This window comes from Acrocarpospora sp. B8E8 (genome assembly GCF_039871605.1).
Lineage (GTDB): Bacteria > Actinomycetota > Actinomycetes > Streptosporangiales > Streptosporangiaceae > Acrocarpospora > Acrocarpospora macrocephala.
On sequence record NZ_JBDPLV010000099.1, the window covers coordinates 1 to 20,265 of the forward strand.

Genomic DNA, 20,265 nt, shown 5'->3' on the forward strand with positions numbered 1-20,265 from the left:
CTCCCGCCTGTTCTCCTTCGTCTACGCCGACACGACCACCAACCGCCGGAGGGCCCTCAGCGGCAGCGTCGAAAAAGGGTGGGTGGGTGTGGAGAAACCCTGTCCGAGTCGTTGGGAAGAGGGGTGGCCATCGTGATCTGGTGGCGGCCGATGACGATGAGCCTGGGAGTGTTCGGGTGATCCTGGCTGATAGTGAGAGCCAGGAGGCGGCGGTTGTCGCGGATGTGTTGCGGCGGGCGCATTTGCTTGATGGGGTGCCGTGGTCGCGGATGGCTGTGCTGGTGCGGAGTGCCACCCGGCAGGTGCCGACGTTACGGCGGGCGTTGTTGACGGTGGGGGTTCCCGTCGTGGTGGCGGGGGATGAGGTTCCGCTGATTCAGGAGCCGGGCGTCCGGCCGCTGGTGACGTTGCTTCGGGCCGCGGTCCGGCCGTCGGCGCTGGATGTGGCCACGGCGGAGGAGCTGTTGACCGGGCCGGTGGGGGCCACCGACATGATCGGCGTACGGCGGCTGCGACGGGCGCTCCGGATCGCGGAACATGAGGCTTTGGCGGCCGCCGCGCAGGGGGAAGCGGTCGTGGTGGGCGATGGACCAGCCGTCGTCGGCGCGGGCGTGGAAGGCCCCGACGGCCTGACGGAGGGGGATGCCGATGGTCTGGGCAAGGGCGAGAAGGGCGTTCGCGATCTAGGCGAGCGCGATGCCGATGGGCTGGGTGCCGGGGAGGAGAGTGCCGAGGCTCCCGGCGAGGGGGGTACGGGTGGTTTGCGCGAGGGCGCCGACGATCTCGGTGAGGGGCATGCGGGTGGTTTAGGCGCTGGGGAGGAAGGCGCTGGTGGGCGGGATGCCGATGGTTTGAGTGCGGGGGGTGCCGACGATCTGGGCGCGGTGCAGGAGGGTGTTGAGGGGCAGGAGGATGGGGCGAGGCAGCCGATGTTGCCGTTTGGGATGCGGTCGTCGGATGAGATGGTGATTGCGGCGCTGCGGGATGAGCGGGAGCTGGGGTTGTTGGAGCCGCATGTGGCGGCGCCGGCGGAGCGGGTGGCTCGGTTGTTGAAGGTGGCGCGGGAGGCGGCGCGGAAGTCGGGGACGGCCGAAGAGGTGCTTTGGGAGGTCTGGCAGGCTTCGGGGCTTTCGGAGAAGTGGACGTCGGTCAGTCTCGGTGGGGGAGCGCGGGGGGCGCAGGCCGATCGGGATCTGGACGGGGTCGTGTCGCTGTTCGACTACGCGGCCAAGTTCGTGGACCGGCTCCCGAAAGCGGGGATCGAGGTCTTTCTCGATGATCTCGTGGCGCAGGAGATCCCGGCCGACTCGCTGGCCGAGCAGGCGCCCGACGGGGAGGCCGTACGCATCCTGACCGCACACCGCTCCAAAGGGCTCGAATGGGACGTGGTGGTCGTCGCCGGCGTACAGGAAGGGATCTGGCCGGATCTGCGGCTGCGCGGGTCTCTGCTGGGCACTGAGACGCTTGTCGAGGTGGCCGGCGGGTCCGGGCTGGACGGGACCGACGCGGTCAAGGCGGCGCTGGGGTCCAAGATGCTGGCCGAGGAGCGGCGGTTGTTCTACGTGGCCGCGACCCGGGCCAAGCGCAAGCTCGTCGTCACCGCGGTGGGCGGCGAGGACGCCGAGGAGCGGCCGTCCCGGTTCCTGGCCGAACTGCTGCCGGGCGAACTCGAGGCGGCCACCGTGGACGACCGCGCTCGCTGGCTCAGCATGCCCGCCCTGGTCGCCGACCTGCGCGCCACCGTCTGCGACCAGTCCCGCCCGGAACCACTGCGCCGCGCCGCCGCTCGCCACCTGGCCCGCCTGGCCGAAGCCAAGATCCCCGGCGCCGACCCCAAAACCTGGTATGCCCTGACCGAACTCTCCGACGACCGCCCTCTCGCCTGGCCCGACGACATCGTCCGCATCTCCCCGTCCGCCGTCGAGAATTTCACCAAATGCAGCCTGCGCTGGGTCCTGGAGACAGCCGTCGGCGCCAGCAGCGCCAGCGTCTCGCAGAGCCTCGGCACGGTCATCCACGCGATCGCCGTGCTGGCCGCCGAGGACAATCCCGTCGACGCCCTCAGCGGCCGGCTGGACGAGATCTGGGACGAACTCGACTTCGGCGGCCTCTGGTTCAACCGCAAGCAGCGGCACGTCGCCGAGCAGATGGTCGAACGTTTCCTCCGCTGGCACGCGGAGAACCCGAGGGAACTCATCGCCCCCGAGGAGGCGTTCACCGCCGTCGTCTCCGACGGCGTCGTCATCAAGGGCCGCGTGGACCGCGTCGAACGCGACGGCGAGGGCCGCGCGGTGATCATCGACATCAAGACCGGCACGAGCAAACCCAAGGACGACGAACTCGACCGGCACCCCCAGCTCGGCGTCTACCAACTCGCCACCCTCCTCGGGGCGTTCAAACGCCACGGCCTGGTCGAGCCCGGCGGTGCCGCACTCGTGCAACTCGGCAAGGCAGCGGGCAAAGACGCCAAGGAACAGCGCCAGGGTGCCCTCCGCGACGACCCAGACCCCGGCTGGGCCGAGAACCTGGTCACCACCGTGGCCGCCGGAATGTCATCCCAACTCTTCGTCGCCAAGGTCAACGACGGCTGCCGCACCTGCGCCGCCAAGATCTCCTGCCCGGTCAACGACAGCGGAGGCCAGGTGTGCTGACTCCGGATGAGCTGGCCGTCAAGCTCGGGGTGCTGCCGCCCACGCCCGAGCAGGCCACCGTGATCGAGGCAGACCGCGAGCCGATGGTGGTCGTCGCGGGTGCCGGTTCCGGCAAGAGCGAGACCATGGCCGGGCGGGTGGTCTGGCTGGTCGCCAACGGGTACGCCCGGCCGGAGCAGATCCTCGGTCTGACGTTCACCCGCAAGGCGGCGGGCGAACTTGCCGAACGGGTGCGTAAACGCCTGACCGGTCTGGTCTCGGCCGGTCTGATCGCCGAGCTGGAGACCGAACCCACGGTTTCGACCTATCACGCGTACGCCGCCCGGCTGGTCACCGACCACGCGCTGCGCGAGGCGATGGAACCGACGATGCGGCTGGTGACGCCCGCGGTGGCCTGGCAGCTGGCGTCCCGCGTGGTCGGCCAGTACGACGGCCCGATGGATCACGTCGATCTGGGCCCCGCCAGCGTGACCGCCGCCGTGCTTGAGCTGTCGGGCGAGCTGTCAGAGCACCTGCGCGAACCGGACGACGTGTACCGCACCGGCGACTGGCTGCGGGAACGGCTGGCCGCGTTGTCCGGGCGGGTCACGTTGCCGCAGCAGAAACCGGTCAAGGTGCAGCTGGTACGGGAGCAGTTGGTGCCGTTGGTCGAGGCGTACCAGCGGGTCAAGCGGCGGCGGGAGGTCATCGACTACGGCGATCAGATGGCGCTGGCCGCGAGGATCGCGGCGAATCATCCGGAAGTGGGGGAGCTGGAGCGGGAGCGGTTCACGGTGGTGTTGCTGGATGAGTACCAGGACACCAGTCATGCCCAGCTTGTTTTGCTGCGCGCGCTGTTCGGCGGCGGGCATCCGGTCACCGCCGTCGGCGATCCCTGCCAGTCGATCTACGGCTGGCGTGGCGCGTCGGCGGGCAATCTGACGCGTTTCCCGGAGGATTTCCGGACTTCGCGTGGTGAGCTTGCCCCGATCCGGCAGCTTTCGGTGAGTTTTCGCAACGGGGAGCGCATTCTCGACGTGGCCGCTCGGGTTCAGGTCGAGTTGCGCCGGGATGCGACCGAGGTGCCCGTCCTGGTCCCGGGTGAGAACCGCGCCGACCGTGGTCGCGTGATCTGCGCCTTCCATGAGACCGCCGAGGACGAGGCCGCGTGGATCGCGGAGGGTATCGCCGGGACGCTTGGGCAGGAGACCGCGCCCGACGGTCTTCCGTGGGGGGAGGGCGAACGCGCCAAGGCGAAGTCCAGCGTGTTTGGGGGGGCGAATGCCGTACAACCCCAGGATGTGGCGATTCTTGCGCGCAAACGATCGCAGTTTCCGGCGATCCGGCGTGCGCTGGAAGCGCGGGATATTCCGGTGGAAGTCGTGGGGTTGGGCGGTCTGCTGACCGTGCCTGAAGTGGCGGATATCGTGGCGACGCTTCGGGTTATGTACGACCCGACTGCGGGCGACGCGCTTGTCCGGCTGCTTGCCGGGCCACGCTGGCGGATCGGGCCGGCGGACCTGAAGGTTCTCGGGGAGTTGGCGCGGGAGCTGAACCGTGACGCTGGGCACCGGCCCGGACAGGATCCCCTGCAGCAGGTCGTCGCTGACCTGGAGGCTGAGCGGGGTAGCCTGATCGACGCGCTGGACGAATTGCCTGACCAGGAGGAGTGGCGGGCTAAGTTCTCCGAGCTCGCTCAGGAGCGGCTGCCCACCCTGGCGCTGGAGCTCCGGCTGCTGCGCGCCCACGCTGGGCAGCCGTTGCCCGATCTGATCGGTGAGGTGGAACGCAGGCTCAGTCTGGATGTGGAGGTGGCCGCCCGGGGTGGCAGCCCGTTGGCGGCTCGCGCTGACCTGGATGCCTTTCAGGACGCGGCCGGCCGGTTCGCGGGTGACGCGGAGGATCCCACGCTGGGCGCGTTCCTCGCTTACATCAAAGCTGCGGAAAGCGAAGAATTCGGCTTGGAGCAGGGTCGGGTCGGTGAGACCAACAGCGTGAAGCTGATGACCGTGCATGCTGCCAAGGGGCTGGAATGGCCGGTCGTCGTCGTGCCTGGTTTGTCCCAGCTGACCACGCAGCGCGGTGGTCTGGCGAAGGGCAGTATTTTTCCGGCGACTCCGGTCACCAACTCCCGATGGACGGAGAACCCGCGCAAACTTCCGTACGTGCTGCGTGGGGACAGTGCTGATCTGCCTGAGTTGACCGGTCTCGATAAGGAGGCGCTGGCTGATTTCGACGAGCGTTGCCGGGAACGGGACCTTCGGGAGGAGAGGCGGCTGGCGTATGTCGGGGTGACTCGTGCGCACTATCTGCTGATCGCCTCCGGCTACCGGTGGGGGAGTTCGTCGAAGCCGCTCGAACCGTCCGAATTCCTTCAGGAGATCAAGGAGCACGCCACCGCTGTGCCGCGCTGGACCGAGGGCGAGGTCGACGAGAACCCGCTACTGGCGGAGCCGCCGGAGGCTACCTGGCCGCAGGTGGTCGTCCGGGATGCCATCAAGGAGGGGGCCGACATGGTCGCCGAGGCGATGGATGGGCTGTCGGAGGAAGGTCAGGGCGAGGTGAAGGAGTGGGAGCGTGAACGGATGCGCTCGTGGGCGCGCGACACCGAACTCCTGCTCCGCGAACGTGATCGTCGCCGCGAGTCTGGCATTGTCGAACTTCCGGTGCGGCTGTCGGTGTCGTCACTGGTCACGCTTGCCGAGGATCCGTCGGGTTTCGCCAGGCAGATCCGCCGACCGTTGCCGCGTAAACCCGCGCCGCTGGCTCGCCGGGGCACGTCTTTCCACCGCTGGCTGGAGTCCCGCTGGGGGCAGCAGCGCCTGCTCGACGAGTTCGACTTGCCCGGCGCGGCCGATGCGATCTCCGAGGCTGATCTACGCCTCACAGAGTTGCGCGCCAGGTTCGAGGAGAGCCGCTGGGCCGACCAGACACCGGTCGACCTGGAGGTCCCATTCGAGACTGTGATCGCCGACCGGCTGGTCCGTGGCCGGATGGACGCCGTCTTCCGGGAACGAGACGGATATGTCGTAGTCGACTGGAAGACCGGCGAACGCCCCCGGGGTGGAGCCGCTCGCACGGCCGCCATCCAGTTGGCCGCATATCGGCTGGCCTGGGCACAACTCTCCCGCACACCACTGGAGAAGGTCGGCGCCGCCTTCCACTATGTACGGGCCAACCAGACCGTCCGCCCAGTCGACTTAATGGAATCCGAAGACCTAACCGCCCTGATCTACGAAATTCCCGAAATGTAGTGAAAATCAGGCTTTGGGTGCATCAGGAAGTCATGGTGAGAGATGTTCCAGGCGTACGCCCCTGCCATCCCGAACGCCACAACATCCCCCACCTCCAACGACACCCTGACCTGTCGCGCGAAGACATCCTTTGGCGTGCACAACTGCCCTACCAGCGTGACCGTCTCTTCGGGCACACGTAGAGAGCCCACAGTTGTGGACATCTCGGGTTGGTTGAAAGAGCCTGCAGTCCCGAGTGGGTTGGAAGAGCCTCCAGTTGTGGCGACCTTCTCGGGCGGGTTGGTAGAGCCTGCGGTTATGGCCCACTCCTCCGGGTGGTCGAGGGAATCCGCAGGTGCGGACATCCTCCCCAGGCGGTCGGAATAGCCTGCGTTTGTGGATCTCTCCTCCGGGTGGTCGGAATAGCCCGCGTTCGTGGACTTCTCCTCTGGGTGGTCGGAAGAGCTGAACACGGTGAATGGCTGGTTGTGTCCTTTGGTGACGGGTGTGCGGAGATGTTGTGTTCCGCCGGTGAGGATGGCGAATAGTTCGCCGTGTACCCGCTTGATGTCGAGGACCTTGGTCAGATACCAGCCGCAATACGCGGTCATTGCCCGTCCGGGTTCGATCCGGAGTTTTTCCGGATATCCGGCCAGGCCGCGGCCGTACTCCATCCAGTCGAAGCGTCGTTCCGGATCCTGGTAGTCCACGGCCATACCGCCGCCCAAATTCACTTCGGTGGCGCCGATCTCCCGGGCGTAGCCGATTACCGCTGTCGCCAGCTTGAGCAGGTCTGGGGCGTCAAGGCCGCTGGCCAGATGTGCGTGCAGGCCACGAAATCGCACCGGACCGCCAATGAGTCGGAGGCATTCCTCGATACCGGAGGGATCCATGCCGAACGGTGTGGCCCCGCCGCCCATGGTGAGGGCGGCTCCGGTCAATGGCACATCCAGATTGGCGCGCAGCAGGACATCCACGGGTTGCGCCCGCCGGAGCAGCCGCCGCATTTCGCCGGGGCTTTCCACATGAAGCCGGTATGGGCTGAGATCCAAGTCGGCGTCGGTTTTGCCAGGCCCGCCGAAGGCCATCCGGGCGTTCGGCAGCACCGACTGCACATGTGCGAACTCACCCCCGGATGACACCTCGAATCCATCCACATGCGGCGCGATCACCCGCAACAGCATCGGATCCGGGTTCGCCTTGACGGCGTAATAGATCTCGATCCCCGGCAACGCCCGCCGGATCGCCTCCGCATGCGCGTCCAAACCGGGCAGATCGTAGACATAGGCCGGAACGTCCCCCAGTCGCCCGGCGTACTCGCGAAGGCTTGCCCGGACATCAAGAGGATGTCGGGGGATAGACGCGCGGGGGGCCTCGACAGTCGGGGCGGTGGGGTCGCCATTGGGTTGCGGGTTCAGCCGGTCTCGACTGTTGGGGCGGTCAGGTCGCGGGTGAATCCCGCTCTTGACGGCAGGGGCGGGATCGCCGTCGGGTTGGAGGTTCATGCGGGCCTCGACAGTGGGTTGGCCACCGGCACATAAGTGGCGGTTCGGTCGGCGGCGCGGGACCAGCGCACGGTCAGGTTGGCCTTGGCGGGGAGTGGGACGCCGGCGAGTAGGTCGGCTAGTGGGGGTGGCCAGCCGCGGCTGTCGGCGTAGGCAGTGAGAATTCCGCTGGCGGCCGTCCATAGTTCGCGGAGCGTGTGAGGGCCTTCGAGGGTGGCTGCGATTTCGGCCAGGTGGTTGACGAACAAGCAGTAGACGACTCGGTTCCAGCCGCGTTCGGCGTCGTACTCCAGCGCAGCCGCCACCTCCGGAGCAAGTCCAGATAAATCATGACCGACGAGTTTCGTCCCTTCGAGGTCGCGAAACACGGCCTCCACCGGCATGCCCTCACCGTCGAGCCCGACAAGCACATTCTGCAGATGCGGCTCTAACACCACCCCATGCCGGAAATATGCATCCAACACCGGCAACGCCACCCGCTCCACATACGCCACCCACCACGCCATCGGATCCGCCCGCCGCAGATCCCGCACGGCCAGCGCCCCCGCCAGCACCGGTGTCACCCCGCTCCCCGAACGCCCCCACGGACTGCACCGCACCAGCACCCCGAGCCCTTCCAGCAGCGCGGTCCCCAGATCAGCCGACCGATACCCCGGCTCCGGCAGCCACCGCGTCCCCGGAAACGTCTCCGCCAGATCCGCGAACACCGGCGCCAGCCGCCGCGACAACTCCACCGACCCGGACAGCTCATACCAGGCGTTTTTCCGCACGCAGTTGGTGATCCGCACATCCAGGCTGAACTTCAGGCACTTATCCAGATCCGGCTCATACACCGTACGAACCGACGAAGTGGGCGTGGAAAGCCCAGACGTGAAACCGAGATCGATCAGCCGTCCGTCCATCGGCAGGTCGAGCAGCTCGTGCTGCCAGGGGTGCACTGGCAGCAGCGCGTACCCCTCCGGAGCCGTCCCCAGCCGATCCAGCGCGCTCGGGTCGCCCTCCTCGACCACCAGATCGGCCCGAACCCCCAGCAACCGCAGCGGAAACCGCGCGTACGCCTCCGGCGCGTAGCTCAGCCAGTCGCCCTTCGCCGCCATCCGCGCTTTGGGCGTGGGATGAAACGCGTGCCCGAAGAGCAGCGACTGCTCGGAAGCGAGCCACGGATCCTGCGACGGCGCGACCTCCTCCCGGACCAGCGCCAGCACTTCCAGCACGGACCTGCTGGACGCCACCTGCTCGGTGAACTCCGGATTGTCCCCGCCCAGCTCCGCCATGATCAGCTCGACCAGCATCGTGGAGCTCAGCGGTTCCCAGACCCCGTCACGCAGCCACTCGCCCTGCTCCAGCCGCAACGCGATCCCGCCACTCGTCCGGGCCCGCAACCACCGGCCGCCCAGCTCCAGCAGGAGATGGCCGTCCGACGGCCAGACCCGCCCACGCGGCCCGGCCACCTCACGCACACAACACCGCAACAGCGCGGCCACCGTGGCCCTCTCCGCGATCTCCGTAGCCGACTCCCCAGACCACCCGGAATCATGCGCACCCGAGCTCGTGAGGGGTTGGAGGACAAGGCGGTCCATGGATTACACGCTCCTTTGCGTGATCAGGAGATAGTTGGGGCCACTGGTGCCGTAGAACTTGTTGATATCCCTGGCGCCGGTGCGGTGTTTGTCGACCAGCGTGCCTGCTGTGACCATCGACTTGCCCACCAGCCTGGCCGCGTCCAGAGTTCTGGCCCTGAGCAGCCTGGCCGTGGGGTCGTCGCCGAAGGCGTCCAGGGCTTCGGAGAGGGTGGCGCGCACCAGGTCTGCTTCGCCGAGCGCGCCGACCGTGATCGCCGCGGCTGCCAGATGCAGGGTGATCGTGACGAATACGTCGGCGAGCGCGTGCGGGTCGTCGGTGAACATGCGCTGATCCCCGAACGCGGGCACCTCAAGACCGGAGGCGGCCAGCCGGTCCGGTGCCGCCAGCAGGCCGTCGTTGTCCTTGACCAGCAGGTGCATCGGGCCATCGCCGAAGACGAGGGCGAGGTTCTGCTGGTGGGCTTCGAGCGCGATGCCGTATCGGACGAAGAGCGTGACGTTCCAGGCGAACAGGACGGAGAGGTAGTCCCTGAGCAGGGCGGTGATGTCACCCTCGTAGTGACGGTCGGCGAGATCGGGTAGCACGCCGGGGGCGGCCAGCGCGGCCACCGAGACGATCTCGCCTTCCGGAAGGCGGCGGATCATCCAGGCCAGATACTCCTCGCCCGCGTGCGCGTAGGTCTGCTCATCGGCGAGCAGCACACGCAGCCCGGACTCCCGATCGAGCACGCCTCGCAGCAACCGCTCCGCCTCGGCGCCGTCCCTGAGCGTCCCCGGCCGAATCGACCTCCGGTTCCGCGCCCCCAGCGTGCTGGTCGCCAACGGCAACTTCAGGTGGGTACGCGAATCGACCTCCACCGTCCGCATCGACAACGTCGGCCGCACCCGCAGGTACGGCACCGGCCCCACAATCACCCCAGGCAGACTCCCCACCGACAACGGATGCACGGGAAACAACACATGCATCCCCAACTCCCGCAGCCCGACCTCGGAGAATCCCGGCCAGAACTCCCCAACCCCACGCGAGATCACGCTGTCCTTGGGAACAGCCGCCCAACGCAACTCGAACGTCGGCGAGAACTCCGGCGCGTATGCCAACAACTCCGCCGAACTCAGCCCCGATCGGCATCGCGCTGTCGGATAAATCGGGTGATCGACACACGCCGCCAACGACTCATACCCGATCGTCGTCCGATCGATCTGGATCTTCTCGCGCTGCAGGACACCGGGGTTCTCCCACCCACCCAGCCCTTTGTTTTCCCCCGGGCTCCGCCCGGCCCCGCCACCGCCCTTCTCCGGGCTTCGCCCGGCTCCGTCATTGCCGTCGTGACCGTGCTTCCGTGGGTTCTGCCCGTCAGCTAGGAGATCCGTGAGGAGACCGGCCTCGATGTCATGCGCGGCGTACAAATCGAGGGCGAGTAGCGTCTCTCGGCATTCCTCGGCGAACGCCGCCACGCCCGCGGTGTCTTCGGGTTCGGCGACGTCGGCCAGCGTCTCCAGGATCTCGTCGAGCTCTAGCTCCTCATCGGAAGCCACGACGAAATCCTGAAATAGGCCAGCGAAACCACCCGAGGTCAGCCGGACCTTCCGCCCGGAGGCCAACTCCAGGGCAACCCCGGCCTTGTCCCGGGTGACCCGCGCCGCCAGCCCGCCGTAGTCCTCCCGCAGCAGCGCGTTCAGCACCCGCGCCGCCAGGTACGCCTCCCGCGCCGGAACCGCCCGCACACCCCGCCGTCGCGGCAGCGAGATCACGAGATCACCCATGGTTGCTCCTCACGGAACCGGCGCACGGCGTCGTCGACGGCCACCGGATCGGGCCCGACCACCCGGAGCAGCCCCAGGTAGTCGCGGTTGGTATGGGTGAGTTGCACGTAGTCGCCCAGCGCCCGAAGCGGGTTATGCCAGACCCGCGCGGACCCGATCGCCAGCTCCTGCGCGGGCGGCGCCGCGACGATCGTCCCGCTCCGATCAGCGAGCAGACTGACCGTGGCACCGTGCATCATGCGACCGGGTGCGATGACTACCTGCGTCTTGCCATGGTGCGCGACGACTTCCTTCGGCGTGCCGTCGTGGGCGATGACTTTCTGCGCCGAGCTGCTATGGGCGGCAGCTTCCAGCGCGAAATCACGCATCCCGGCACTGTCTGCCTTCGCGTCCCGCGGTTCTCCACCCCGCGTTCCGGCACCCTGCCCAGGCGTCATGTGCTCGGCCGATATTTCGCCTAAATCGGCAATCGGCTCCCCGGCGTGGACTCGCAGGATCCACTCGAAAAGTGGGATGTCCAGGAGATCGGTGAGGAGGAAGTCGCAGTTGTCGCCGATGACGCGGTAGTTGATCTCGATGATTCGAGGGCCCGCGGTGGTCAGGACGTATTCGGTGTGGCAGGCGCCGAAGCCGACTCCGAGGGCGTTCAGCGCCGTCAGGACATGTTCCCGACCCGGACCGTCAGGCTCCCAATCCAGACGCTCCTCCACGAAATGCGGCAACGGCCCCAATGTCGTGCGATATCCGCCTAACACCCGGATCTCCCGCCCGTCCCCAAACGTCTCCAGGGTCAGTAGCGGGCCTTCCAGGTACTCCTCCGCGACCAGGGTCTCGCCCGGACGCCGTGCCTTGATCGCCGACGCGGCGGTCCACAGTTCCCGCGCGTTCCGCGCCAGGATCACGTCCTCACTCGCCACGCCCTCCCGTGGCTTGATCACCACGGGTCCGCGCCACTCCAGGGGTGGCGGGTCGCCGGGCGGCAGCCGTACCGACCGGACCGACTCCACCCCGGCCAGGGCGAGCGCGCGTCGCGTCAGGGACTTGTTCTTGGTCGTCAGGCAAGCGCGCCAATCCTTACCGGGCAGGCCGAAATAGGACGCCGCGAGGGCGGTCTCCGCCTGGATATGGTCGGAATTGGTGAACACCACGTCCGGGGGATGGTGCCGGGCGATGGTGTCGATCAGCGCCCGGGTGTCCCGGACGTCGGTCCCGATCGTCTCGCGCCCGGGGTATCGTTCGGGCCGGTCGGTCAGGATCGTCACGTCCCAGCCGAGCGTGTCCGCCGCGGGCAGGAACCCGGAGATGACCGAATCGGTGGGATTGAGCGTGGCAAGGTACAGCCGCAACGAAGTCCCCTGAGGTAAGGCTTACCTAACTCGGCCATCGTAGTCGATCACTCAGTGGCGTGCGGGGAATCCGTGACCCTGGTCCATTGTGGATGCCGAGATGAGGAAGGATAAAGCCTGTGGAGATCTCTGAGGGCCTACTCGGCCCACTACTCCTGGCGCGTAGCACGATCGACCGGTCCGCGGTGCTGCGCCAGGACACCGCTTGGCTGGAACGTGCCTGGGCCGAAGACAAGACCCGAGTAGTGCTGGTGCGCAAGGGAGAAACCCTGGTAAGGCGGCGTGAGGAGGGCGCGGACCTGATCCTGCTCCCGCCCGGCCAGGCCCCGCGGGGCCAGCGCTACCTGCTCGGCGTGGACGCCGCGAGCATCGCCTACTTCGCCGTTGACACCGAACTTCCGGAAATATCCGGCGCGGAGGTGGCGGGGTTGCGCCAAGCGGGGGCGCTGCTCGGCGACCGGGACGCCGGTCTGCTCGTCTACGCGGTCGCCCTGGAGGCCTGGCACGGCACCCACGAGTTCTGCCCGCAATGCGGTAGCCGTACCGAGATAACCGCGGGCGGGCATGTCCGCACCTGCCCGCAGGACGGCAGCCAGCACTTCCCCCGGGTCGACCCCGCGGTGATCATGGCTGTTTACGACGACGACGATCGCATCCTGCTCGCCCGCGGCCCGCAGTGGCCGGAAGGCCGCATGTCGGTGCTCGCCGGATTCGTCGAACCAGGCGAATCCCTCGAACAGGCCGTCATCCGGGAAGTCCTCGAAGAGGTCGGCGTCACCGTCAAAGCCCCGCGCTACCTCGGCAGCCAGCCCTGGCCGTTCCCGCGCAGCCTCATGCTCGGCTTCTTCGCCCGCGCCGCCACCACCGAACTCACCCGCGACCCCGAAGAGATCGCCGAAGCCCGCTGGTTCACCCGCGCCGAACTCCTCGCCGCCCTGGAAAGCGGCGACCTGCGCCTGCCGCCCCCGGTCTCGATCGCCCGCCGGCTGATCGAGACCTGGTACGGCGACACGCTCAACGGCGACTGGTAACTACATCCCTAACCGGGCCTTCACCTCGATGACCGACGGATTGGTGAACGCCGTCCCGTCCGGAAAAACCACGGTCGGGACGGTACGGTTCCCGTTGTTGACGCTCATCACGAACTCGGCCGCGTCCGCTTCCCGCTCGATGTCGACCTCCCGGTAGGAGATGCCTTCCCGGGTCAACTGGCTCTTGAGCCGCTTGCAGGGGCCACACCAAGTGGTGGTGTAAACCGTGAGCGCCATGTTCGTCCCTTTCCTTAGGCCGACATTGGCAACACAGCGAGGATCGTTCATGTTCCCGGTGATCGTCAGTGGGCCAGCCGCGCGATGATCCACGACTGCACCGACTCCGCCACGCCCGGCTCCCGGTAGAGCGGGCTGCTGTGCTGGACGCCGGGAACCGCCCGGATGTTCATCGCCACCCCGACCTCGTTCAGCGCCTGCTTCAACATCTCACTCTGGTACGGCGGCACGAACTCGTCGGTCGAATGCACGCTCAACATCGGCGCGTCCTGCGGGCTGGCGTGCAGCGGCACCTCCATGCTCGACCAGATCCGCGGGCACTCGGTCGGGTCGCAGCCGCCCGCCAGCACGATGGTCGCCTTGCGCAACTTGCGCTGCTCGTGATCCGAGCCCTCGTCGCCGTCCTCGAACGCCGTCCGCGGCGAGACCACCGGCGAGATGCCGACCACGCCGCGCAACCCGGGAACCCCGTCCCCATACGTGCCGACCGCCGCCCCGATGTGGCCCCCGGCCGAGAAGCCGATCAACGCGTACCGATCCGGGTCCATGTTGAACTGGGCGGCGTGCCGCCGGACGGTGGCGATCGAGTCCAGCGCGTCGGTCCGCTGGGCCGGCCAGGCCGCGTCCTGCGCCAGCCGGTAGTTGATGTTGACGACCACGTAGCCGAGCTGGAAATAGCTCCGGCTCACCTCGGTCATGTACTTCTTGTCGCCGCCGGACCACCACCCGCCGTGGATCACGAACACGGCCGGGCGGACGACGCCGTCCTTGCGCCACCAGATGTCCATGCGCTGGCGGACATGCTTGCCGTACGAGAAAGTGGCGCGGTCCTCCACCGAGACGGAGGGCGTCGCGGTGGGACTCGGTGTGGGGTCACCTCCGACGGGCGTCGCGGACGCCGGTCCGGGCGAGGAGAGAATGATCGCGGCCAGCGCGAGCGCACCGAAACCAAAGACTTTCCTCAAGGTCCTCGTTCCTCCCGCGAGCGGTTCCTGTTTGCCTGTGGCTGACCCGGTCTTGAGACACACTTGGTCGGCTGCTGGAAGGATGATGCCAGCAGATCCGGTCATCCGCACGTTGGGGAGCCCTATTTGGACGTTCTGGAGGGTCTCGATCCGGAACAGCGTGAGGTCGCCCTGGCGGTGCGCGGACCGGTGTGCGTGCTCGCGGGGGCCGGAACTGGGAAAACCCGGGCGATAACCCACCGGATCGCGCATGCGGTGCGATCCGGCGGCGTCGATCCGCAGAGCGTGCTCGCGGTCACCTTCACCACCCGCGCGGCGGGCGAGCTCAAACAGCGCCTGCGCCGGCTGGGCGCGCCCGGCGTGCAGGCCAGGACCTTCCACGCGGCCGCGCTCCGCCAGCTCAGCTACTTCTGGCCGCGCGTCATCGGCGGCGACCCGCCCCAGGTGGTGGAGTCCAAGCTCCCGCTGCTGATCGAGGCCGCCCGGCAGCTGCGCCGCAACCCCGACCGCGCCGAGCTCCGCGACGTGGCCAGCGAGATCGAATGGGCCAAGGCCACCCAGGTCGGCCCCGAGGACTACCCGGCCGCCGCCGCCAAGGCCCGCCGCAGCACGCCCGTCCCGCCCGACCAGCTGGCCCGCCTCTACGAGGGCTACGAGAACCTGCGCAGAACGCGCCACCTCGTCGACTTCGAGACCATCCTCGAACTCACCGCCGCCGTGATGACCGAACACCGCGAGGTGGCCGCCCAGATCCGCTCCCAGTACCGGTATTTCGTCGTCGACGAGTACCAGGACGTCAACCCGCTGCAGAAGCTGCTCCTGGACACCTGGCTGGGCGGCCGGGACGACCTGTGCGTGGTCGGCGACCCGAACCAGACCATCTACTCCTTCACCGGGGCGACCCCGCACTATCTGACCAACTTCGCGGTGGAACATCCCGGTGCGCAGGTGATTCGCCTGGTCCGCGACTACCGCTCCACCCCCGAAGTGGTCACCCTCGCCAACCGGATCATGAGCAAGTCGGTGCACCGGCTGGACCTCGTCGCGCAGCGCCCGCCCGGGCCGCAGCCCGTCTTCTCGGAGTACGACGACGAGCCCGCCGAAGCGCTCGGAGTCGCGCTCACCGTCAAGAAGCTGATGGCCGACGGGGTGCCCACCCGCGAGATCGCCGTGCTGTTCCGGATCAACGCCCAGTCGGAGGCGTACGAGCAGGCGTTCACCGACGCCGGGGTGCCCTACCTGCTGCGCGGCGCCGAACGGTTCTTCGAGCGCCCCGAAGTCCGGCAGGCCGTCGTGCTGCTGCGCGGGGCCGCCCGCTCGGCCAACGACGCGGAGCCGCTGGCGCCCGCCGTACACGCGATTCTGGCCGGGATCGGCCTATCTCATGAGCCGCCCGCCGGGGGGACCGCACGGGCCAAATGGGAGTCGCTGAACGCCCTCGCAGAACTCGCCGAGGACATGGCGGCCACCGGGACCGAACTCCCCGGCTTCGTCGCCGAACTCGAACGCCGGGCGGCCGAGCAGCACGCGCCGCCGCAGGAAGGCGTCACCCTGGCGTCCCTGCACGCCGCCAAAGGCCTCGAATGGGATGCCGTCTTCCTGGTCGGAGCCACCGACGGCATGCTCCCGATCATCTACGCCGAGACCCCCGAACAGGTCGAAGAGGAACGCCGGCTGCTCTACGTCGGGGTCACCCGCGCCCGCGAGCACCTGCACATCTCCTGGGCTCTCGCCCGCACCCCCGGCGCCCGCCGCGCCCGCCGCCCGTCCCGCTTTTTCGAAGGCCTCTCACCCCGTACGGCTCCCGCCCCTCGCCCCGAACAACCGGCAGCGCCCCGGCGCACCATGGCCACGCCCGTCGGCTGCCGCGTCTGCGGCCGTACCCTCGCGCTGGCCGCCGAACAGAAACTCGGGCGCTGCGCGACCTGCCCCGCCCACTACGACGAAGCACTCCTGGAAGGCCTCAAGTCCTGGCGGGCCACCATGGCCAAGGAAACCAAAGTCCCCACCTACGTGATCTTCACTGACGTCACGCTCCAGGCCATCGCCGAGCGGGTTCCCACCACCGAGGAAGCCCTACTCTCGATCGCCGGTATCGGCAGGGTAAAACTGGACCGATACGGTCAAGCCGTGCTGGAACTGTGCCGGAAGGTCGGGGAGGACGTGTGAACTCGGCGCTCAAGGAGGTGCTCGACCTGCTCGACCTGGAGCAGATCGAGCTGGACATCTTCCGGGGGAGGTCCCCCGAGGAGCGCATCCAACGGGTCTTCGGCGGGCAGGTGGCGGCGCAGGCGCTGGTGGCCGCGGGCCGTACCCTGCCGGACGAGCGCGACGTGCACTCGCTGCACGCCTACTTCATCCGCCCCGGCGACCCCGCCATCCCGATCGTCTACAACGTCGAACGCGTCCGCGACGGCCGCTCGTTCACCACCCGCCGGGTGCAGGCCATCCAGCACGGCAAGGCCATCTTCACCATGTCGGTCTCCTTCCACATCGCCGAGCCCGGCGTGCACCACCAGGCCGTCGTCATGCCCGCCGCGCCCGACCCCGAGACCCTCGCCCCCTTCCAGGAGCGCATGCGCGCCGTCGTCGGCGACAACCCCGAATGGCGCGACTGGCTCAGCAAACCCCGCGCCGTCGACGCCCGCTACGTGAACGCCCTCACCTGGGAAGCCCAGAAAGATCCCAGCCTGATCAGCGCCGAGAACAACGTCTGGTTCCGCTACGACGCCGAACTGCCCGACGACCCCCTCCTGCACGTCGTCCTCGCCGCGTACGCCTCCGACTTCACCCTGGTCGACACCGTGCTCCTCGCCCACGGCCTGGCCTGGGGCGCCTCCAACGTGACCGGCGCCTCCCTCGACCACGCCATGTGGTTCCACCAGCGCTTCCGCGTCGACGACTGGGTCCTCTACGCCCAGGAGTCCCCCTGGTCGGGGGGCGCGCGTGGACTCGCCCAGGGCCAGATGTTCACGCCCGCCGGGGAGCTCGCCGTGTCCGTCGTGCAGGAGTGCATGATCCGCGTAAGCTAGCTCTGAACTGGCCGAACACGCACGCGATCTCTCAGGACCCACTATGCGAGCCATCACCGTCCGAGACCGCGCCGCCGGTCTGGCCGGGCTCTCCCTGACGGAGGAGCCTTACCCCCACGCCGCCGAGAACGACGTCATCGTGCGGGTGCACGCTGCCGGGTTCACCCGCGGAGAGCTCGACTGGCCGGGAACGTGGTCCGATCGCGCGGGCCGCGACCGGACGCCGAGCGTGCCCGGGCACGAGGTGTCGGGCGTCGTCGCCGAACTGGGGTACGGGACGACCGGGCTGACCGTCGGCCAGCGGGTGTTCGGGCTGACCGACTGGACCCGCAACGGCTCGCTGGCCGAGTACGTGGCGGTGGAAGCCCGCAACCTCGCGCCGCTGCCGGCCGACATCGACCACACCGTGGCCGCCGCGCTGCCGATCTCAGGGCTGACCGCATGGCAGGGCCTGTTCGACCACGGCCGCCTCGCCGCCGGCCAGACCGTCCTGATCCACGGCGCCGCGGGCAGTGTCGGTTCTCTCGCCGTGCAGCTCGCGCGCGAGGCGGGAGCCCGAGTGATCGGCACCGGCAGGGCCGGCGACAGGGACACTGCACTCGGTCTCGGCGCGCACGCCTTCCTGGACCTGCAGGCCGATTCCCTGGACGATGCCGGCCAGGTCGACGTGGTGTTCGACGTGATCGGCGGCGACATCCTGGACCGCTCGGCCGCGCTGGTGCGCGCCGGCGGCACGCTGGTCACCATCGCCTCACCACCTACGGTCCGGCCTCTGGACGGGCAGGCGATCTTCTTCATCGTCGAACCCGACCGCGCCCGGCTCGCGGACCTGGCCCGGCGGCTCCGGGCCGGCCGGCTCCGACCGATCGTCGGGGCCGTGCGATCGCTCGCCGAGGCGCCCGCCGCGTTCGCGCCCGCCCAGCGCACTTCCGGCAAGACGATCATCCGGGTCACGGCAGGCGAATAGCCGGCCACGTGCGCGGCAAGGACGGGACGGTCGCCAACCCCGCCTGCGCGGGGAAACCGGTCGCCGGGTCGTCGAGGCAGGCTCTGGTGACTCGCCGTCCACGCCACCGCGGGGAAACCGCGCTCCCGCGCTAACCGGGCCTATGCCGCCAAGGGTGATAAGCGCTCTGTGACCACCCGGTGACACTCACAAATCACCGCTTGTCTAGGCTGGCCACAGGAACGACCACGGAGGAGGCAGGAACCGATGGGTATCGAACATTCGCATCACCTCGAGAACCCCAACGCGACTACGCCGCCGCCGAAGCTGGAACTCATCTCCTCGGTGCCGGCGCCGCCGGTGCCCGACAACGCCGAGGCGATGACGATCCTGGTCACCCTGCCGCCGGGCAGTGCGGGCAACCCGCCGCACCGCCACACCGGTCCCGCGTTCGGGTACATGATCAAAGGCGAGATGATCTTCGAGCTGGAAGGCGAACCCCAGCGGGTCGTCAAGGCCGGAGAGTCGTTCTGGGAGCCGGCGGCGACGTCATCCACTACCAGGACGCCAACAACCTCCCGGACGCCGAAACCGCGTTCGTCGTCACGATGTTCGGTGTGGCCGGGCAGCCGATGCTCATCCCGGTAAGCGCGGAAGAACTCGAAGAGCGGCGGGACCGCCGGGCGCCTCGCCCATGACCGGGTGAGTAGGCCGGCCGCATGCCACGTGACTACTCCCGTTGCATCCGCCCTGGTCCGGCTACGCCCGAAGGCTGACACGCCGCCAGATGCTCACGCCTGCGGGAGACCTGGCGGTGTCTGTGGTGCACGAGTGCATGATTCGGGGGAGCTAGCCGCGATCCCGGAGAACGCTCCCGCAGGGGTGTTCCACCCGACCACGAACAGCTCGACGTCGACCACCAGTGTGACCGGCCGACAGTGCTCAAGCACAGCCAGCAGTTCCAGCTGGTCCTGCACGGGGGACCGCTCCCGCCGCCGGTTCAATCATGCGAGACGACGTGTCACGCCATGAGGATGCCTTCCTCCTGACTCCGGTTACCACTACCGAGGCCCGTGGCCGAACTGTTACATACCGGGGTGTGAGTTGTCCGCTATCGGCCCTCAGCTGCGCAGATGCCGTACTACCTGGGCTGTCAGCGGAAATCGGCCCGCGGTCGGCGCGGCACCGCTCGTTTCTGTTCGGCCAGCCGTATATTCCCAGGTAGAAAATAGGTTGCCCGGTTGTCGGGTTCCCGTTTAGGGTCATGCTCAAGCAAGTCGGACGGTCCTGTCCGGCGAATCGCATTCGAGTGGAGGTGAGCCCAGTGGAGAACAGCAGAATGTCGTCGCCGTCGTGGCTCGCCACCGCGCGTGCGGGTGCTGCGCAAGCGAAACTGCGCCAGGAGAAGGCCTTCCGTCCGGAAGCGTTCATCGGCGCCACCCTTGTGCCCACCCACGCCCCCGCCGCCTATGTCGCGGTCCACACGGACCGCCTGATGGGCGACGCACCGACCAGCCACACCGCCAATGGCGGAGTGCAGGGTCCGCAATATGCCTGGAGAGAACCAGTCACAACCTGACCGGTCTCCACTCTCCAGGCCGCGGATCCGCACACCGGATCCGCGGCCTTCTTGTTTGTCCGGCCACGTATCCCCGCATCGAAGAGGACATCCGACCAAACCAATCCCAAAGAAGGTGACGCAGATGGCGGCCCCGGTCATGGACCTGATCGAAGCCGAGATCCCCTGTCGTACCGAGCCCGACCTGTGGTTCGCCGAGTCTCCGGAGGACGTGGAGTTCGCCAAGGCGCTCTGCGGAGGCTGCCCGATCCGAGAGGCCTGCCTGGCCCGCGCGCTGGAGCGCGAGGAGCCGTGGGGCGTCTGGGGCGGCGAACTCATCCTGCGGGGAACCATCGTTCCCCGGAAGCGGCCGCGCGGGCGTCCCCGCAAGACTCCCGTCGCCGCTTAACCCCCGACCACGCTCTTCCACAGAAA

At 68.3% G+C, this 20,265-nt stretch carries 15 protein-coding genes; 9 read left to right on the top strand and 6 right to left on the bottom strand.

The window, feature by feature from the left end:
- Positions 1 to 176 precede the first annotated feature (176 nt).
- Together ABGB08_RS49125 and ABGB08_RS49130 are read left to right on the top strand one after the other, a co-directional pair.
- Positions 177 to 2,651: a PD-(D/E)XK nuclease family protein gene (locus tag ABGB08_RS49125; protein ID WP_347605692.1), complete on the top strand. Its 2,475-nt coding sequence runs from the start codon at positions 177 to 179 to the stop codon at positions 2,649 to 2,651.
- Positions 2,645 to 5,884 (top strand): UvrD-helicase domain-containing protein, encoded by a 3,240-nt coding sequence (locus tag ABGB08_RS49130; protein ID WP_347605695.1) that lies wholly within the window; start codon positions 2,645 to 2,647, stop codon positions 5,882 to 5,884. The genes ABGB08_RS49125 and ABGB08_RS49130 overlap by 7 nt, the downstream gene beginning before the upstream one ends.
- Here the strand turns inward: ABGB08_RS49130 and ABGB08_RS49135 are convergent.
- Genes ABGB08_RS49135 through ABGB08_RS49150 form a run of 4 tightly spaced genes read right to left on the bottom strand, consistent with a single transcriptional unit; the run spans position 5,863 to position 12,061 of the window.
- Positions 5,863 to 7,368 (bottom strand): hypothetical protein, encoded by a 1,506-nt coding sequence (locus ABGB08_RS49135; protein WP_347605697.1) that lies wholly within the window; start codon positions 7,366 to 7,368, stop codon positions 5,863 to 5,865. The genes ABGB08_RS49130 and ABGB08_RS49135 overlap by 22 nt on opposite strands.
- Complete coding sequence (locus ABGB08_RS49140) at positions 7,365 to 8,948, bottom strand: IucA/IucC family protein (protein WP_347605699.1); 1,584 nt, start codon at positions 8,946 to 8,948, stop codon at positions 7,365 to 7,367. The genes ABGB08_RS49135 and ABGB08_RS49140 overlap by 4 nt, the downstream gene beginning before the upstream one ends.
- A 3-nt stretch (positions 8,949 to 8,951) precedes the next feature.
- Positions 8,952 to 10,715 carry an IucA/IucC family protein gene (locus ABGB08_RS49145; protein WP_347605701.1) on the bottom strand — a complete coding sequence of 588 codons (1,764 nt, stop codon included), beginning with the start codon at positions 10,713 to 10,715 and terminating at the stop codon, positions 8,952 to 8,954.
- Positions 10,700 to 12,061 (bottom strand): siderophore biosynthesis protein, encoded by a 1,362-nt coding sequence (locus ABGB08_RS49150; protein ID WP_347605704.1) that lies wholly within the window; start codon positions 12,059 to 12,061, stop codon positions 10,700 to 10,702. Before ABGB08_RS49150 ends, ABGB08_RS49145 begins: the two co-directional genes overlap by 16 nt.
- Positions 12,062 to 12,180: 119 nt before the next feature.
- On the opposite strand from ABGB08_RS49150, the gene nudC reads away from it, so the two are divergent.
- Positions 12,181 to 13,092: an NAD(+) diphosphatase gene (gene nudC, locus ABGB08_RS49155; RefSeq protein ID WP_347605706.1), complete on the top strand. Its 912-nt coding sequence runs from the start codon at positions 12,181 to 12,183 to the stop codon at positions 13,090 to 13,092.
- On the opposite strand, the gene ABGB08_RS49160 is transcribed toward nudC, so the two are convergent.
- Both ABGB08_RS49160 and ABGB08_RS49165 read right to left on the bottom strand, forming a co-directional pair.
- Complete coding sequence (locus ABGB08_RS49160) at positions 13,093 to 13,329, bottom strand: mycoredoxin (protein ID WP_347605708.1); 237 nt, start codon at positions 13,327 to 13,329, stop codon at positions 13,093 to 13,095.
- Positions 13,330 to 13,394: 65 nt separating this feature from the next.
- Positions 13,395 to 14,294, bottom strand: a complete 900-nt coding sequence (locus ABGB08_RS49165; RefSeq protein WP_347605710.1) for an alpha/beta hydrolase — start codon at positions 14,292 to 14,294, stop codon at positions 13,395 to 13,397.
- Positions 14,295 to 14,420: 126 nt separating this feature from the next.
- Between ABGB08_RS49165 and ABGB08_RS49170 the strand changes: the two genes are divergently transcribed.
- The 6 genes from ABGB08_RS49170 to ABGB08_RS49195 all read left to right on the top strand — a co-directional run bounded on the left by ABGB08_RS49170 (position 14,421) and on the right by ABGB08_RS49195 (position 20,239).
- The gene (locus ABGB08_RS49170; RefSeq protein WP_347605712.1) at positions 14,421 to 16,463 is read left to right on the top strand and encodes an ATP-dependent DNA helicase UvrD2; all 2,043 of its coding nucleotides are present in this window, start codon (positions 14,421 to 14,423) and stop codon (positions 16,461 to 16,463) included.
- Positions 16,460 to 17,326 carry an acyl-CoA thioesterase II gene (locus tag ABGB08_RS49175; protein WP_347605715.1) on the top strand — a complete coding sequence of 289 codons (867 nt, stop codon included), beginning with the start codon at positions 16,460 to 16,462 and terminating at the stop codon, positions 17,324 to 17,326. The genes ABGB08_RS49170 and ABGB08_RS49175 overlap by 4 nt, the downstream gene beginning before the upstream one ends.
- Before the next feature lie 43 nt (positions 17,327 to 17,369).
- Positions 17,370 to 18,293 carry an NADP-dependent oxidoreductase gene (locus ABGB08_RS49180; protein ID WP_347605718.1) on the top strand — a complete coding sequence of 308 codons (924 nt, stop codon included), beginning with the start codon at positions 17,370 to 17,372 and terminating at the stop codon, positions 18,291 to 18,293.
- A gap of 246 nt (positions 18,294 to 18,539) precedes the next feature.
- Positions 18,540 to 18,920 carry a cupin domain-containing protein gene (locus tag ABGB08_RS49185; protein WP_347605721.1) on the top strand — a complete coding sequence of 127 codons (381 nt, stop codon included), beginning with the start codon at positions 18,540 to 18,542 and terminating at the stop codon, positions 18,918 to 18,920.
- 676 nt (positions 18,921 to 19,596) lie between these two features.
- Complete coding sequence (locus ABGB08_RS49190) at positions 19,597 to 19,851, top strand: hypothetical protein (RefSeq protein WP_347605724.1); 255 nt, start codon at positions 19,597 to 19,599, stop codon at positions 19,849 to 19,851.
- Between the two features lie 124 nt (positions 19,852 to 19,975).
- A complete protein-coding gene (locus ABGB08_RS49195) occupies positions 19,976 to 20,239 on the top strand; it encodes a WhiB family transcriptional regulator (RefSeq protein ID WP_155341624.1) in 264 nt (87 codons plus the stop codon).
- The last annotated feature ends 26 nt before the right edge of the window (positions 20,240 to 20,265 follow it).

Bases quoted from the DNA above. Each gene is read 5' to 3' on its own strand.
- ABGB08_RS49135 (WP_347605697.1), bottom strand. From the start codon at position 7,368: ATGAACCTCCAACCCGACGGCGATCCCGCCCCTGCCGTCAAGAGCGGG.
- ABGB08_RS49145 (WP_347605701.1), bottom strand. From the start codon at position 10,715: ATGGGTGATCTCGTGATCTCGCTGCCGCGACGGCGGGGTGTGCGGGCG.
- ABGB08_RS49160 (WP_347605708.1), bottom strand. From the start codon at position 13,329: ATGGCGCTCACGGTTTACACCACCACTTGGTGTGGCCCCTGCAAGCGG.
- ABGB08_RS49140 (WP_347605699.1), bottom strand. From the start codon at position 8,948: ATGGACCGCCTTGTCCTCCAACCCCTCACGAGCTCGGGTGCGCATGAT.
- ABGB08_RS49195 (WP_155341624.1), top strand. From the start codon at position 19,976: ATGGCGGCCCCGGTCATGGACCTGATCGAAGCCGAGATCCCCTGTCGT.
- ABGB08_RS49185 (WP_347605721.1), top strand. From the start codon at position 18,540: ATGGGTATCGAACATTCGCATCACCTCGAGAACCCCAACGCGACTACG.
- ABGB08_RS49180 (WP_347605718.1), top strand. From the start codon at position 17,370: ATGCGAGCCATCACCGTCCGAGACCGCGCCGCCGGTCTGGCCGGGCTC.